Origin of the sequence: Bartonella sp. AP331QHHD (assembly GCF_042195905.1) — a bacterium.
Classification (GTDB): Bacteria; Pseudomonadota; Alphaproteobacteria; order Rhizobiales; family Rhizobiaceae; genus Bartonella.
In genome coordinates, this window is the sequence record NZ_JBHIPG010000014.1 from 25842 (window position 1) to 42033 (window position 16192).

General features: G+C 33.7%; 11 protein-coding genes, 1 tRNA gene and 2 pseudogenes. 10 read left to right on the forward strand and 4 right to left on the reverse strand.

Features of this window, described 5'->3' with window-relative positions; translation table 11 throughout:
• Nucleotides 1-1501: 1501 nt before the first annotated feature.
• Nucleotides 1502-1774 carry a hypothetical protein gene (locus ACFIMS_RS01630; RefSeq protein ID WP_375638585.1) on the forward strand — a complete coding sequence of 91 codons (273 nt, stop codon included), beginning with the start codon at nucleotides 1502-1504 and terminating at the stop codon, nucleotides 1772-1774.
• A 1810-nt stretch (nucleotides 1775-3584) separates the two neighbouring features.
• On the opposite strand, the gene ACFIMS_RS01635 is transcribed toward ACFIMS_RS01630, so the two are convergent.
• Together ACFIMS_RS01635 and ACFIMS_RS01640 are read right to left on the reverse strand one after the other, a co-directional pair.
• Nucleotides 3585-3812 carry a hypothetical protein gene (locus tag ACFIMS_RS01635; RefSeq protein WP_375618608.1) on the reverse strand — a complete coding sequence of 76 codons (228 nt, stop codon included), beginning with the start codon at nucleotides 3810-3812 and terminating at the stop codon, nucleotides 3585-3587.
• Nucleotides 3809-4471, reverse strand: a complete 663-nt coding sequence (locus tag ACFIMS_RS01640; RefSeq protein WP_375612387.1) for a lysozyme — start codon at nucleotides 4469-4471, stop codon at nucleotides 3809-3811. The genes ACFIMS_RS01635 and ACFIMS_RS01640 overlap by 4 nt, the downstream gene beginning before the upstream one ends.
• 1027 nt (nucleotides 4472-5498) lie before the next feature.
• On the opposite strand from ACFIMS_RS01640, the pseudogene ACFIMS_RS01645 reads away from it, so the two are divergent.
• Nucleotides 5499-5700 (forward strand): annotated as a pseudogene (locus ACFIMS_RS01645) (helix-turn-helix transcriptional regulator).
• A gap of 87 nt (nucleotides 5701-5787) precedes the next feature.
• Here ACFIMS_RS01645 and ACFIMS_RS01650 read toward each other — a convergent pair.
• A tRNA-Thr gene (locus ACFIMS_RS01650) sits at nucleotides 5788-5863 on the reverse strand.
• A gap of 454 nt (nucleotides 5864-6317) precedes the next feature.
• Between ACFIMS_RS01650 and ACFIMS_RS01655 the strand changes: the two genes are divergently transcribed.
• The 8 genes from ACFIMS_RS01655 (at nucleotide 6318) to ACFIMS_RS01690 (ending at nucleotide 13229) form a co-directional block, all read left to right on the forward strand.
• On the forward strand, nucleotides 6318-6494 hold the full coding sequence (locus ACFIMS_RS01655) for a SlyX family protein (RefSeq protein ID WP_375612388.1): 177 nt from the start codon (nucleotides 6318-6320) through the stop codon (nucleotides 6492-6494).
• Nucleotides 6495-7525: 1031 nt separating this feature from the next.
• The gene (locus ACFIMS_RS01660; RefSeq protein WP_375629712.1) at nucleotides 7526-8953 is read left to right on the forward strand and encodes an amino acid permease; all 1428 of its coding nucleotides are present in this window, start codon (nucleotides 7526-7528) and stop codon (nucleotides 8951-8953) included.
• Between the two features lie 40 nt (nucleotides 8954-8993).
• Nucleotides 8994-9674, forward strand: coding sequence for an energy-coupling factor ABC transporter ATP-binding protein (locus tag ACFIMS_RS01665; protein WP_375613810.1), 681 nt, complete (start codon nucleotides 8994-8996; stop codon nucleotides 9672-9674).
• Entirely contained in the window at nucleotides 9671-10327 is a 657-nt protein-coding gene (locus tag ACFIMS_RS01670) for an energy-coupling factor transporter transmembrane component T family protein (RefSeq protein ID WP_375613809.1), read from the forward strand. The genes ACFIMS_RS01665 and ACFIMS_RS01670 overlap by 4 nt, the downstream gene beginning before the upstream one ends.
• Nucleotides 10324-10881, forward strand: a complete 558-nt coding sequence (locus ACFIMS_RS01675; RefSeq protein WP_375629709.1) for a biotin transporter BioY — start codon at nucleotides 10324-10326, stop codon at nucleotides 10879-10881. Before ACFIMS_RS01670 ends, ACFIMS_RS01675 begins: the two co-directional genes overlap by 4 nt.
• 257 nt (nucleotides 10882-11138) lie before the next feature.
• Nucleotides 11139-11705 (forward strand): biotin transporter BioY, encoded by a 567-nt coding sequence (locus ACFIMS_RS01680; protein ID WP_375629706.1) that lies wholly within the window; start codon nucleotides 11139-11141, stop codon nucleotides 11703-11705.
• A gap of 690 nt (nucleotides 11706-12395) precedes the next feature.
• Entirely contained in the window at nucleotides 12396-12704 is a 309-nt protein-coding gene (locus ACFIMS_RS01685) for a BrnA antitoxin family protein (protein ID WP_375613812.1), read from the forward strand.
• A 243-nt stretch (nucleotides 12705-12947) separates the two neighbouring features.
• The gene (locus ACFIMS_RS01690) at nucleotides 12948-13229 is read left to right on the forward strand and encodes a hypothetical protein (RefSeq protein ID WP_375638593.1); all 282 of its coding nucleotides are present in this window, start codon (nucleotides 12948-12950) and stop codon (nucleotides 13227-13229) included.
• 93 nt (nucleotides 13230-13322) lie between these two features.
• On the opposite strand, the pseudogene ACFIMS_RS01695 reads toward ACFIMS_RS01690, so the two are convergent.
• Nucleotides 13323-15952: pseudogene (locus ACFIMS_RS01695) on the reverse strand (DEAD/DEAH box helicase family protein); the annotation flags it as partial.
• Nucleotides 15953-16192 lie beyond the last annotated feature (240 nt).

Here is a 16192-nt window from a genome sequence, read left to right on the forward strand (position 1 = left end):
ACGAAAAAAAACAATAATAACATTGCATACATATTTTATTTACTTTATTAAAAGCTCATTCTACGGATAAAAAGGAACAAGCGCTGATATTAAAGGTAAAACAACTGTTGATATAGAAAAAATAGCTATAAATAATGCTGTGAGCATTTTTCCCTCCTGTATATAAAAAACATTAAAATATAATATGTTAATTACTTCTTTTCCATATTGGCATAAAACGTAAATTTATAAAATCCATTTAGTTTTATTTTAATATAAATAATATTAATTATAGTATATAAATAAAATTATTAAAAATGTCAATATGTATTTATTTTAATCTATAATTATAATAAAAAATGTATCTAATAGATAATATTTCTATAATCTATATATTATTTATATTAATTATCATTGGATAATATATTATATGGATATGATATTGTTTTTATGGAGTACATTTTTAAGCAATGAAAAAAATATCCGTACTATCTTTAAAAAAGCTCGTTTACTGAGAGCAAAACTGCGTGAATTAATGTGCTTTTCTTTCTTATTTTCTTGTATTCTCAATGATTTATGATGTTTTTGAACTGACGAGCATATTAGGAAGCAGTTGAATATTTTTTGTATAGTATGTCATTTCTAACACTATTTATGCGTTCTCGATTGATTTTACAACTTGTTAAAATATCCAGTTCGTTTTTATTGCAGATGGGGATGGTGGGGGGGGGCAATGATACAAATTGGCATAGAATGTTTTGTTCCATAAGCGATTTAACAATTGCATCTCCAAGCTTCTCCTTTGATACTATGCTCTTCACAGACAACAACAGATTGGTGAGATTGGCATAACTCACTGATCTATTATCTCAAAGTTGAATTGTTGGCACACTTGTAAGCGTTGGGATAACTTCATGTTTTTTGAAGCTCTTCAGCAACATCAAGACAAATCTGAATAGTTTCTTCAGTAGTAGGTAAGAGAACATCTTTTCCTTTTTTAAACAGAAGTTTTGCTGATATCAATTTTTGAAGCATTTTTATGAATATTTATAACAACACGCTTTCCTAAACCTATATAAATGGGTACAAGATTACTTAGAGTAGAAAGAATTACAGTTTCCATTTGATCGAATTACTACTCATAAGTAATTGGATAATATTTACTTTATCGCTGAATAAAAAAGAAAAGTTTTTCTCTCTTTAAATAGAGGATGGATTGTCATCTAGCCAATAGGGATAGTTTGCGAGAAATTTGTTCGATGCAAAACGACTTAACATTGCAGTTACTTTTTATCATTTGAAGCTGTGAAAAGAAGGCTAAGATAGATGAAAGAATGTAAAAAATGATGGATACATTTTAAGATAAAAAATTATAATTTTGTTAATTCTACACCAGTTGCTGCCGATATTGGTGGCAAAAGAAATTTGATCAAAAAATATCAAAATTATTTGAGAACATTCCTCATGGCATGTAGCATTAAACCTTTTTGTTGGTATGGGTGAGATTTTCTTTGAGCAGAAATTGATTCTATCTCCTGAAATCAGCAATAATCTCTCAGGTTATGTCGTAAACTTTTTAGGGATGTTACAACGCCACTATCGTCCTTTTATGAAAATGTTAGCATTTCAGATGAGCAGTTGTGAGGAATTTCAACGTTTAATACAGCAAGATCCAGAAACTCTCACGGATTTAGAACGGGCTTCAAGATTTTTATATTTACAGCGATTAAGTTTTAGAGGGAATGTAAATCGTACGATGAGAGTAGAAAACCATCGTAGCGCGCGGGGGGCTTAAGCCCTTCCAATTTGAATGCGTGCTAAAACTTATTTCCACTGTTTAGCAGGTGTTAGCATTGAACATTTAGACTGGTCTGATTTTATTGTGCGTTATGATCGCCTAAAAATCTTGTTTTATCTTTCACCACTTTAATTGTGGTTTTGAAGGTTATTAAAGAAAGGATTTTTATAAGCGGGAGGATTATCAGCCGATGTCTAAGCTGCTTGCATAATAAGAGGGAGTTTTTTGTCTTTAAACAATATGCTAGAAATTCAAAAAACTTTAGTTAACTTTATAAAAGAGGTTACACCATCTTATATAGACTGCTCTGCAAATAACACAATTGCTGGTAAGGAATGGGGCATCACCAATTTTGATTTCTAAAAAAGAAATAATACGTATTAAATAGACTTTAACTTTGCAGACTTTTTGAGAATCCTTTCAAAATCTTTTGAAAAAAGTGAACTGATAGAAGATATTCCTATCAAAATATAGCAACTTTTCTAACAAGTTAGGAATAAATCTAAAAATATATATTAAATATAAAAACAGTACGATATGTAGGCAATCTGGGCTTTAGAAACAAGAATCAAAGCGTATAAAGATGCATAGAGGTGAGATTGAGACATATCATTTTTATGATTCAATAAAAAATAAAAATTAAAGAAAAAATTTTATATCAAAAATTTAAGGTGGTTTAAAAGGTGGACGGGCAATGCATGGAAGGATGAGCGAGAAGGTGAATTAGGGGAGAGCGATTTATAGATTATCAGTATCTTTCTAAAAGTATCTTCTCAAGATAAATATTGTGATGAAATAAGATTGTAGTTGAATGTTCGAAAAGATAATACGCACTCTTAATTTTTCCGTTATACACATCACAATAAAAGCCGTGAAAGGCACGGTCTTATTACAAACTTTCTCTAAAAGCAGTACATGAGTTTGCAAGATATTACCGTAATATTTTAAAAGAAGGATTTTATTTCAGAAAAAAATTATCTTAAAATAGTAAAGCAATATTTTTCAAGAAATTGCTAGGCGACTTTTGAAAGTAAAAAAGCTAAGTTAAAAAATAAAAGCAAAAATGGTTGTTGGTTTTCTCGACTGGAGTTGCATGTCATTTCCCACATAGGGAATTTACCTATAGAAAAATTAAAAGCCAAGATCATTCACAATGTTTTCCCGCCACTTTAGCATGAAAAAGCAGATACAGTGCGAAAGTATTTGCCTTATCGTCAACACCATTATTATAATTAGGAAGTTGAAGCAACGTCATTTACAAATCACATAAAAGCCTTACCATTATTCATTATATAGCTCCGTAGATTTCTTTTCTTCAAGCATGCCAGCCCCTAGATGTTATTTTTGTTGAAAACAGAGCCTTTGTGTATGATCAGTTCTTTGAACGACGATAGTAGTGCAATCCATAAAATCTTTTCTCATCTTCTTTTGATAGGATAACAAAGATGCCCTTAGAATACATCAATAGACTCAATCATTTTACACAAACATAATCTGTTGAATCCTTTAGTTTCAATTCAGACACCTCAGTCACTCTAATTAAATCTAATTGACCACCAGAGTGTTTTAATCCTTTAAGTGCTTTTACTTTTAATCTGAATGTACCCACCTCTTTCAAATCTTTTCATTGATTGATGTTTCAGAGGAATTATATTTTTATCACTTTATTTTCCGTTTATCTCTCCAACCACATAAACGTTCACCTTGTTCGTTATGTTTTAAAATATCTCTCGCCAAATTTGGACTAATGACATTGATATCTTGTCGATTCAAATAAATTGGCAGCCATCCAATACAAGAAGTTCGTTCATTCGTCGCGCAACCAGCTAGAAAGCTTAGTGCGCACATCAGCATCACTTTTCTTATTAATTTCATTTTCTACCTCAAGCCGTGTTGTCGCTATCTTGAAATCTTCTTTTGTTTGCTTTTGCTTCTCAACTTTTTTCCCAAGAAAAAAGGCTTTGACTAAAGCTATAAGAAAAGCTGCTATGAGCGCTGACGTCATTGTCAGATATTTTTTTATCCATAAAATCATAGACGGTGTTCCTGAAAACGTTTAGCAATGTATATCATAGCCGTACAAGCGGCTAAAACCATAATGCCTGCTAGAACCCATTGAACAGGACCATTTCCTGCAAAAAGACCTCCAAGCCCTGAAAAAGAACCTATGATTGGTGCAAGAGCTTCTACTTTGCAAATACCTGTTACGCCTTCTGGTTCTACTACATGATAATTGGGGGCAACATGAGCTCCTTTTGCCCACAATCCTGCTTCGGTTGCTCGGCGATTGACAAGACCTTGGATACGTTTTCCTCCCACTCTTGTCCATTTTTGCAATTCGGTTGGTATCGCTTCATATTCACCTTTATTAAGCTTTTTTAAAAGTGTAGAACTACGAAATGCTGTGATTCCTACATTATAGCAAAATGATACTAATGCCGCGAATTGTTCATCGTTTAAAGGAACGGTAACGGCTTTTTCAACAACAGCTTCATACTCCCTCAAGTCCTGACAAAGGATTTTTTCAGCTTCTTTTTCCGTAATTTGCATATCTTTGTGAACGCTTGGGGCACCAGCAGCACTTGTATGTCCATAACCAATTGTCCAGACACCACCAGAATCTTCATAAGCTGATAAACGCAAGCCTTCCAATTGCTTAATCAATACAAGCCCTTCTTTTGATATTTTTCGCATTATTTTTACCTATAAAAAACTACACAAAGCAGGATATGAATTAAAAACTTACATCTACTCATTTTTAAGAACAGAACAGCGAAAGGGCATAATAAATTCAAAACATCCATAGTGGATTATTTTAAGATCTATATCATTTTTTTGAATAAAGATTATGCTAAATACTATTCATTTTGCAGCAATTGATCTCCATCTAAAGACAATAACTTTATAATAATTCCATTTATAATCAGATAGATTTCACTCACAAATTCTTACAGTTGATCCAGAATGATTTAGAAGAACTTTACTTGAAAAAACTTCAATAATTCCAATGACAAAAAGCATTTTTAACAAAAAATAAGAGACATAATAATTAATGAAATAATTAGGTGTTGATTTTTAAGTAATTTCAAAAGTCATAAATTGCACCACAGAATTTTTTTATAAAAACAAAAAAACATTATAATTTAACATTATATATCTAAAAATTATCTTAGAATCAATGAAACATATACATAACGTGTTATACATATTTAATAAAAAAATCTATAGTTAATTTAATTATTCTTTGTTTTTTCCCCTAATTGCTTAATTTCATTAAAAAATAACTTTATGAAGGATTTTAAATAAACTGTTACATAAAAAACATAATGGATATTTCTCCTCTCTTACAGTCTGTTTCCAACTGAAACAATATATTAGTGGAGCATATTCAATATATAGACCAATGATATTTGATAGTTTTTTTAAGAATATTGTACTGTAATAAATTTGAACAATTAGTTCGGTTTCATATATTTTCTTTTTCATATGAAGCATTTGGTAGGGCGTTCGGGTCCAATGGTATCATCTTTGTCTGGTGTTGTATTGGCTACGTTTCCAGCAGCCTCTTAAACAAATCAATCAAGCTATTGAAATCTTTTTAGAGGCAATAGCACAAGAGACACAAAAGATTTTGACAAAAAGCTGCTTGACAATATAGGAAGCTCTCTCCTCCTAGCATCCCAGCCCATTCACATAACATAAAAAATAAAAAGGCAATGAGATGATATTTGATGATGGCAATAGATATGTAACAATACGTGAGTGTGCACAGCTTTTTAGTATATCCACAACAACGATTCGCAATTGGGTGCTTCAGAGGGGGGGCGGAGCCATATAAGCTAGGGAGAGCAGTGAGGTGGAGAAAGAAAGAGATTTTAGCATTTACTCCAGAGAAAAATACGGAGCAAATAACAACAGATTAGATAAAATTGTATAAACCCTAGAAGGTGGTCTTCAAACAGATAATTAATTAAAAAAAATATATATTTCAATATGTTTAAGAAATAAAATGGTGCCGCATGCCGGATTCGAACCAGCGACCCCATCATTACGAATGATGTGCTCTACCAACTGAGCTAATGCGGCATAGGTTTGTAAGTCAATGAGACAAAACTAATTTGAGGGTAATAGCTAAAAGTACGTATAAAAGCAAGAATGCATTTTTTCAATAATTTATACATATGATAATAATTTGAAGGAGAATTATGTAAAAGTCAGAGGAAAGTATTTTTTGACCTTAATGCTATAAAATGCTTTTCAATTTACGATAGCACTTAAATTAAGAAGCTGGGAATGTAGATCTTTAGGATGAAAAATGGTGTCAAGATAACTTAGTAAAGATAAAAACATTTTCTGATTCTTAAGAAAGAAATTTGTTGCATAGAGTGATTGGGAAAATAAAGATCATCATAAACCTTTTATAATGTGCAAATAGATGAGTAGAATTAGTTGAGAAGTTACTTCTCATTTTTATGGGAAGAAAAAGGGAGGAGGATTAATAAAATTAATCACGTTTTTTATTTAAGAGGGAGTAAAAATCATGTCGGATGAAGATCGGCTGATAGAACTAGAAATGAAGCTAGCTTACCAAGAAAAATTCATTGAGGAACTTTCTCGAGAGGTAACTAATCAATGGAAAAGTTTGGATGAGATATCTAAAAAAGTTGATATTTTAGCGAGACGATTTTCAGATTTAAAAGAACTAGAGTGTTACTGAAGCTGTTATCTTACCATTTTCTCAATAGGGAGAAGGTGCGAAATATTTTTTATCACAATTGCAATTATTTACAGAGGAGTTTTTATTTCACGCATTTTGTTAGACTTGTAGAATAATTTTTATAAGCTTCTTCATTAATTTTAATAAGTTCCAATCTTATAAGGAGAGCTGATATTAGAAGACGTTTTTTTATATGGGGTTTCTAGTACGAAAATTAAGAAAAGTTTTTGTAGAGTATTAAAGAAACAGCCATAGAAAAATATATGAACTGCAATATTTTAAGTTTTTTCTGTACAGAGTTTTCTTATAGGTGGGAGGTAGATTTATTCGCTAATTTTTTTAAATTGATACAAATAAAGTGATGTTATTGTTATCTATAGAAATCATAAGTGAGCGCCTATATTTATAATGAAGCGTTTTAATTTTTTCTGATGATCAAGTGATCTTCAGTTGTTTTAATAGAGTGAGGGGTTTTAAGCGACATCGATTATGTTATAGTACAGAGAGCTCTAGAAGTTTTTTTCAAGATCAAATGTACTCTTCGTTATATGTATATGATATTTTGTGAAAAGGCTTTTGTTTTTCGTAATTTAAGATACAAAATACTATTGCTAAAGCACCAAAGATAGACCATGCGGGTAAATAAGTGAGAGTAATGCAAATTGAGGACAGAAAATCAGGCATTACCTTGCATAGAGATTGATTAAGGTGATAGATATCTGTTTGCAGAAGGTTTGTTAAAATTTTATTAAAGGGGGTTGTTGTCCAATGTGATGTGATTACAGAGTGTGCGTTATCAATGACCAATGCTATAATGGTTAGTGTAACGAAAATGAAGGACATTAATTTAAATAAAGGGTGGAGCATATTTTTTCTTAAAACTTCAACGGGACATACGTATAATGCACAAAAAAATAAGGAGTTGCATTATGATAAGAAAATAAGTTTACGTTTGTTTTGTGTTTTTTGAAAGAGGTGCCTAATTTTTCAATAAAAGTTGAGGTTAAGTTCAACAAAAGTAGTGAGGCATGATGTCTGAAAAAAAGCACGAGGAATTGAAGCGTAGCCTTCAAAATCGCCATATTCAAATGATTGCTTTGGGTGGCGTTATTGGGACGGGACTTTTTTATGGGTCAACCGAGGCAATTCAATTAGCTGGTCCCTCAGTTATTTTATCTTATCTTGTCGGCGGGCTTATTATGTATTTCATTATGCGAATGCTTGGTGAAATGTCAGTAGAAGAACCGTCTTCAGGAGCATTTAGTTTTTTTGCTTATAAATATTGGGGGAGATTAGCTGGTTTCATAACAGGTTGGAATTATTGGTTTCTTTATATTCTTGTGAGCATGGCTGAACTTACAGTGATAGGGTTTTACCTTGATCATTGGATTTTGATTGATCATTGGAAGACATCTTTCATTGTTCTTTTATTTGTTACATTTGTTAATTTGTTTAATGTTCGTTTTTATGGAGAATTTGAATTTGTTTGCGCTTTGATCAAAGTGGCTGCTGTTATTGGTATGATTATTTTTGGAATTTTTCTCATTGTCACTGGACTAGGGGAAAATCAAGCGAATATTCATTATCTTTGGGACCATGGTGGTTTTTTCCCTTATGGAGCAGTAGGGGTTGTTTTAGCAACTTCTGTAGTAATGTTTTCTTTTGGAGGAACGGAGCTTATTGGTATTGCTGCTGGAGAGGCATCTAATCCACAAAAAACAATTCCAGCGGCTATCCGTCAAGTTATGTGGAGGATTATAATTTTTTATATTGGATCTATCAGCATTATTATGATAATCAGCCCTTGGAATATGATTGGAAAAAATGGTAGTCCTTTTGTCACAATTTTCGAGACTATAGGAATTCCTGCTGCTGGTCATATTTTGAATTTTGTGGTGATTATGGCTGCTATTTCTGTTTACAATAGTGGCATTTATTCTAATGGCCGTATGCTTTATAGTTTAGCTGTACAAAAAAATGCACCACATATTTTTAGTAAACTGAGTGCTGCTCGTGTTCCTTATATTGCTATCCTTTTTTCTTCATTATGTACGGCGTTGATTGTCGTTGTTAATGCTCTTGTTCCTGATAATAGTTTCATGCGGATCATGGCTCTTGCAACTGCAGCAGCAGTGATTACTTGGGCTATTATTGTTATTGTTCATTTGAAATTTCGCAATGCCCATAAGAACAGAAAGGGCGATTTTATTTATGCGTTTGGTTTATATCCTTACGCTAACTATCTTTGCCTCTGCTTTCTTGTTTTATTATTTTGCATTATGTTTGTCAGTGGTTTTGGGAAAAATGGATTGATGACTCGACTTTTTGATATGATAGGAATAAGCTTGCCTTTTCTTGAAGCATATATTCCTGTACAGATGCCTGATATGAGTTTGGCAGTCATTATTATTCCTCTATGGTGCTTGTTATTACTTTTAGGTTATAAACTGAAGCGATAGAGAAAGAAGAGCTAATAAAAGGGATTGATTGGAATAAACCTTGGGGATTATAAAATTTGATAAGGTAACACAAGTTTTTGGTGATTTGTGTGTTTTAAGAAATATTACTGTACAGCTTACCGAAAGACGAGTTGCTATTATAGGTGCGAATGGTTCTGGAAAAAGTACATTTGTTCGCCTTATTAATGGGCTCCAATTACCATCTCATGGTTTTGTAAGCGTTGATGGGCTTGATACAAAACGCGATGCAAAAGCAGTAAAACGTAAAGTTGGATTTGTTTTTCAGAATCCCGATAATCAGATTGTTTTACCATTAGTTGAAGAGGATTTATCCTTTGGTCTCAAAAATTTAAAGCTTAATAAAGATGAAATTAAGGAGCGTGTAGATGAAATTTTACAGCGCTATGAACTTCAAGATTTCAGAAATCACGCTGTCCATTTATTAAGTGGTGGGCAAAAACAACTTGTTGCTATTTCTAGTGTAGTTGCAATGAAACCAGACTACATTATTTTTGATGAGCCGACGACATTACTTGATTTGCGAAATAAGCATCGCGTTACGCAAGTGATAGAAGAATTACCGCAAACGGCAATAGTTGTATCGCATGATTTAGAGTTTTTGAAAAAGTTTGATAGAGTGCTGGTTTTTGATAAGGGGGAGATAGCAATTGATGATGTACCTTTTGTTGCTATAAAGGAGTATATAAGAAGAATGTCATGATCGGTTTATATATTCCGAGGGATACATTTATTCATAGGTTAAGTCCTGGAGTTAAGTTATTATTTCTTACGGCCTGTGGAACTTTTATAATAATGGTTTCTTCCATAGCGCTTCTTGGTTTATTTTTATTGTTGGTCATCTTATTCTATAGAGTCGCCAAAATCCCTTTCAAAACTGTGATAAAGCAATTTAAATCGATGGGATTGCTTTTAGTTCTTCTATTTGTATTTCAAACTATTTTTAGCGGTTGGCTTACGGGGGTTGAGGTCATATTACGTCTTGTTATCCTCTTTTCTTTATCATCAGTTATTTCATTCACAACAAAAGTGTCAGATATGGTGGATGCAATTGAAGCAGGCCTCCAGCCCTTTCGTTGTTTTGGTATAAATCCATCAAAAGTGAGTATGGTTATCTCTATGGCGATCAGGTTTATTCCTCTTTTGGGTGAAAAGTTTAATGAGGTACATGAAGCACAGCAAGCACGAGGACTTAATACTAACATTGTTGCTCTTGCGATACCTTTAATTATACGAACCATAAGAATGGCTTCAGAAGTGGCTGAAGCATTGGACGCGCGTTCTTATGATGCTGATACTATTGATATAGCATCTCATAATAATAAAAGTTTTTATAGTAAAAGAAGAATCAAATGAATACAAAAGATTTAGTTTATATTGCTTTATTTGCCGCTATTTATGCTATTTTGGGCCTTTTCCCTTCTATTTATCTTCCTTTTCTTCTAGGGGTACCTATTACGGCTCAATCGATGGGACCGATGCTAGCAGGGTCTATACTTGGGGCAAAAAGGGGTGCTTTAGCGTCACTCCTTTTTCTTGTTCTTGTTGCGATTGGATTGCCTCTGTTGCCTGGTGGTCGTGGTGGAATCAGTGTCTTTTCAGGAATTGCAAGTGGTTATTTAATAGGTTTTCCATTTGCCGCATTTTTTATTGGTTTAATGGTAGAGTTTTTTTGGCAGCGGTTAAATTTTATAACATTATTTATAATAAATACTTTTGGTGGCATTGGGATAGTTTATTCTTTTGGTGTTCCATGGACAGCTTATATGACCAAAGTTTCTTTACTGAAGGTTTTAATGGCTTCATCAGTTTTTTTGATAGGCGATTGTTTAAAAGTATTGATTGCATCCTTTATTGCACTCGCGATTAAAAGATCTGTTCCTCTCATTCATTCAAAGCATAATAACTAAAATAAATGTATTATTTTGTTATATTGTTATTATATAATATTCATATATCACTATTATTGAATTTAACTATAGTAATTTATGATGTAATTAAACACTGTAGAATCTAATATGATTCATATAAGTGATGTTATTAAAATAAATTATTATAGTATTTTTCTCTATATCTAAGGCATTTAAAGTGTACTTTTATAAATCTGATACTTTTTATTAATTGTACAACAATAACGAAAGCATTTCCCTAGTGAAGGAATAATTCAGTGAATACAAAAGATTTAGTTTATATTGCTTTATTTGCCGCTATTTACGCTGTTTTGAGTCTTTTTCCTCCTATTTATCTTCCTTTTTTGCTGGGCGTCCCTATTACAGCTCAGTCTATGGCTCCGATGTTAGCAGGCTCTATACTTGGAGCGAAAAGGGGAGCTTTAGCATCACTTCTTTTCCTTGTTCTTATTGCGATTGGGTTACCTCTATTGCCTAGTGGTCGTGGTGGAATTAGTGTTTTTTCAGGAGTTACGAGTGGTTATCTGATTAGTTTTCCATTTGCTGCATTTTTTATTGGCTTTATGGTAGAATTATTTTGGCACCGGTTAAATTTTATAATATTATTTGTGATAAATACTGTGGGTGGCATTGGGATAGTCTATTCTTTTGGAATACCATGGGTGGCTTATATGACACAGGTCCCTTTGCTGACAGTTTTAATAAGTTCATTAGGTTTTTTGGTTAGTGGTTTCTTGAAAGTGCTGATTGCATCCTTTGTAGCGTTGACCATTAAAAAAACCGTTCCTCTCATTCATTCGGAAAAAGGGGCAGTTCTGTACTGAAGAACAAGTTTTGCCAAATGTATGTAGCTTAAAAAGCACCACGGAATACCATTTTGTTTTGTCTACTTTTTATTGGTATTTTTATCTGCATAGCTCTCAGAGATAGCCATACGAAAATTGAATGTTTCGGCACCAAAATTCATTTTTGCTTTCAGGAGCAGCTCCCAAATAGCCAATTAATATCATTTTATTCAACATGCTTGTAAGTTTTATTCGATTTGCATATTATATGCATAAAGCCTTAGAATAATTTATTATTTTTTTAATATTTTTAGTTAATTAATCACTAATTTTTAAATTATTATTATATTAATTGTACAAAAACATGGATAATTAAGTGTTCATCTAAAACTCTTGATGTATATAATACCCTTATAAATGTGTTAATATAAGTAAATGTATTAATATAAGGTATAAAAATGAGATTTGAATGGAATGAAGCTAAAACAAAAAGTAATCTTAGAAAGCACCGTGTAAAGTTTTGAAATAGCTGCAAGTGTTTTTGCAGCCCCATTCACTATGGTTAAACAAGACCGTATTGAAAACGAGAGTATGGTGAGCAAGCTTTATGGCTCATGGATGGTTTTTTATTAATATTCGTAGCGCATACTGTCCATGACGATAAAGATGGCATAGAGGTAATCCGTATTATTTCAGCACGACGAGCCAACTCGAAAGAAAAGAAACGTTATAAAGAAGAAAGTTCGTTATAAAATTGATGTAGGTAACTTATCACCTTTGACAGATAAACAGAGAGTTGAAGTTGATAAACTGGCTGCAATGCCGGACAGTGCAATTGATCATAGTGATATTCCGTCACTCAATGATGTGTTCTGGAAAAATGCCGTTCGCAATCCATTCTATAAACCACCCAAAACTGTCACAACAGTGCGTGTGGATTCAGACGTGCTAGCGCGTGACTTTAAAAGTCAAGGGAAAGGATATCAAAAGCGGATTAACGCCATTTTACGTGATGCCATGCTTCGTTCAATGCACTGATTTCTCCTCCACTTAAAAGCCGAGAAGGGGGCCCATATTCTAAAAATCTAAGCAGCTTTCACTGCAGAGTTCTCTAAAACTCGTATTGCTTTTGCAATTAAAATTTTATAGCCTTAATTTTCAGCCAAACGATTCTAAACGACGCAGTATATTTGGGATACACTACCCTCCCGTTGTCACTAAGATAACTTAGGCAACACCTGCCGTCTGATAAGACATAGACATTGTAATTATGTTAACTTTATGAATACCATTAACTTCCTTTCTTATAAATATAAAATAGATCCAGCCTCAGAATTAGTTAATATCAATGATGCTGATAAATTTTTAGAGGAAGGGAGATACGATTTTAACTGTGATAATCAATGTGCTACCTTAATAATCGAAAAGTTTTCTGTTAACTCGAAGATCTGCTATTGGATTTATGTTTTAACGGGAGAAAATAGTCTTTATAATCCTGAAGTGATTGATTCTGAAAACGACTTTCAGAATATTCCTAACCCACGTTCTAAAAATCAGATTTAACAAAATAAGCAATATTTTGGAATTTTGATTCCTATAGAGTTAACTCTTTTTTCTTCAAATAAAGAGTTAAACAAATTCTTGCAGCTACACTACAAAAAAACTTTCATAAAGGTTTATAATAAGATTCTGTTTTGCATGAGTTTTGGTAATCTCTGCTGTACAGAACGTGACACTGTTGTAAAACTTATCAAGATCTTTCGTTTTCTCTTCAATATTTGTTTTATCGAGTTCTGTTAAGATTTTTCCATTGCTTGCGAAATGGCATTGTTTTGCACAAATTCATTGCCCTCAAACAAAGCTTCAAACACGGGACGCGTTACAAGATGTTGCGCTAACATCTCAATCGCTTCTTCTTGCTTTATCTCACTGTTTAAGTTGTTTTTTAATTCCTTATGAAACGCATCAAAGGCATGATAAGCTCCGCTTGTTTGATCAGAAAGCAGAGTTTGAAGGCGTGTGATATGGTTTTGTGCAATCTCAGCAACATTGTTCGCCCAAATGCCCCAATAATCACTCATAGTAGATTTTTTAACAATCAGTGTTTTGAGAGCATTGGGAAACTCAACAAAAAAGGGTAATCTTCCTGTTACGCTATGACTATGTTGCGGTTCATGAGCTTGTGTCCCAATACGAAGTCCGGATTTTTCTGATTTTTCGTGGAGCGTGATTTCGTCAATAACCGTGGTGACATTCTCTAATTCGGTCTTTTTAGAAACTGTAACAATGTCGATGATAGAGCTTACGTCTTGTCCTAAGACCATCTGGTTAAGGGTTTTACTAAAATTCTCATCATGGGCAAGCAAAGCATTGAGAACTTGCCAGACAACACTGTATCTCTTATTGTTTTTTAATGCCTCTTCTGGTGAAACACCAGCAGGAACACCAACCGGCAAAATGATATAACCCATCTTTTTGCCTTTTGCACGACGCATCACACGTCCCACTGCTTGTATCACATCGACTTGGCTTTTACGCGGGTGTAAAAACATAACCGCATCAAGGGAAGGAACATCAACACCTTCTGAAAGGCAGCGTACATTGGTTAATATACGGCAGACATTCTCACCCGCATCTTCTTTCAACCAATCAAGTTTTATCGTACGGTTTTTGGCACCAGATTTTCCATTAATATGATCTACTTGACAGTTAAGAGGAGGAATATTTTTATGGTTTTCATGAAGATCACGTAAATCTTTCTTAACTTCTTCATCGTTGAATGTTCTACATATGCGTTCAGAAGTATCAATATTTCTACAAAAAGCCAAAGCCCGATGCATGGGGCTTGTATCATCTCCAAGATCAATTTTCAGATCCATTTTGGTAAGAGCTTGATAACAACCCATGATCTTTGTTCTATCATCAAGAATAAGTTCATAATTCTCATCTGTCATCAGATGCTGGATAGATTTACTCACTTCTCCTTCATCAACACCTAAAACGATAATCTTGTAAGGCGTTAAAAGTCCATTCTTTACAGCATGGGAGAAACTATAAGAATAAAGGATTTTTCCATAGAGCTCTTCATCATCCATAGATGCTAGAACGGCATTGATCTCATTGGCTTTCTTTTTGGCATCATCGGTAAAGATCTTGGGCGTTGCTGTCATATACAGACGTTTTTTGCTTTGAATGATGCTGTTATCGTGAACCTTGATAAAATCAGATTCATTGTCCTCTGTTCCCAATGAAGCCCCAGTGGTTCTATGGGCTTCATCACAGATGATTAGATCAAATTCGGGTAAATCATGGTTTTTTTGCGCATCCGAAATCACTTGGATCGAATGGTAGGTAGCAAAGACCACTGTCATGGCATCAGGAGAAGTCTTATTGGCTTTTTCTCCAAGCTTTTGAGAATCTGTTGTTGCTGGTAGAGCGAGATCCGAGACATCGAGTTCGGCAGCATCATCTTGGGCTTTACGACGCTTGCCAACTTGTGTATCAGAACACACCGCAAAGGAACGCAAGGGTATTGCTGTATCTGCTGTCCATTCTCTTATTGTTTGTGACATTAAAGAAAGAGAGGGGACAAGGAATAAAACACGTTTACCTTGACCAGCAAGAGCTTCTGCTATCTTCAGACTGGTAAAGGTCTTTCCCGTTCCACACGCCATAATCAGCTTGCCGCGGTCTGCTTCTTGTAAACCGTCACAAACAGCTTTAAGCGCTTCTTGTTGATGATCTAAAAGCTTTTTCGGTTCTTTTTTCTTAAGAGTAGCTTCCCCTTTGCTTTCAAAGGTTGACCAATCTATTTGACTGTTTTCCAGATCAAAAAGATTAATCCGTTGAATGCGGACTCCTTGTCCTTCACAGGTGAGATCGGCATTGTTACTCCAATTACCTTCGGTGCTATCAACCAGAATACGGCGTGTGAAGATCTTTTTTCCCGAGGCAGCAATAAAGCTATCAATATCTTCCTTCTTGATTTGATGATTTACACTATAAAACTTACATTGAATAGCGGCATATCCTTCTTCATCACGAATTTTAGCAACCAGATCAATGCCGATATCACGCCCATCTTCCCCATGCTCTTTTGCCCATTCATAATAGGTTTCTACCTTTTCATAGCGTCCATAATGAAGAGGGGCATGCATAAGATATTTTGTCACAAAATCTTCAAACACTTTCCCTCGTAGAGTATTTGAAGTTGCCTGTTCACGATAGGATTGTAAGAGAGAGCGTAAAGAAACGTGTTTATTATCAGAATAAAGAGGGTGAGACATAAAGAACAGACTCCATGACAATATATTCTACTGATTGATTCTCTTCAAAAGAATCAAAATGAAGCCAATTAAATCCATTTAGGATAAATAGCGAGTGTCAGATGAGGTGAAATTCTTGCAAAACCAGAATTTTTTTTCAAAAGGGGTTTTTAAAGGCTGCTTATCCACAGCCCATGGCATAGGATAAGATCAGCAAAGTAGTGAAATTTGCTGTTTATTTTATGGAAAAAAGACAAATGA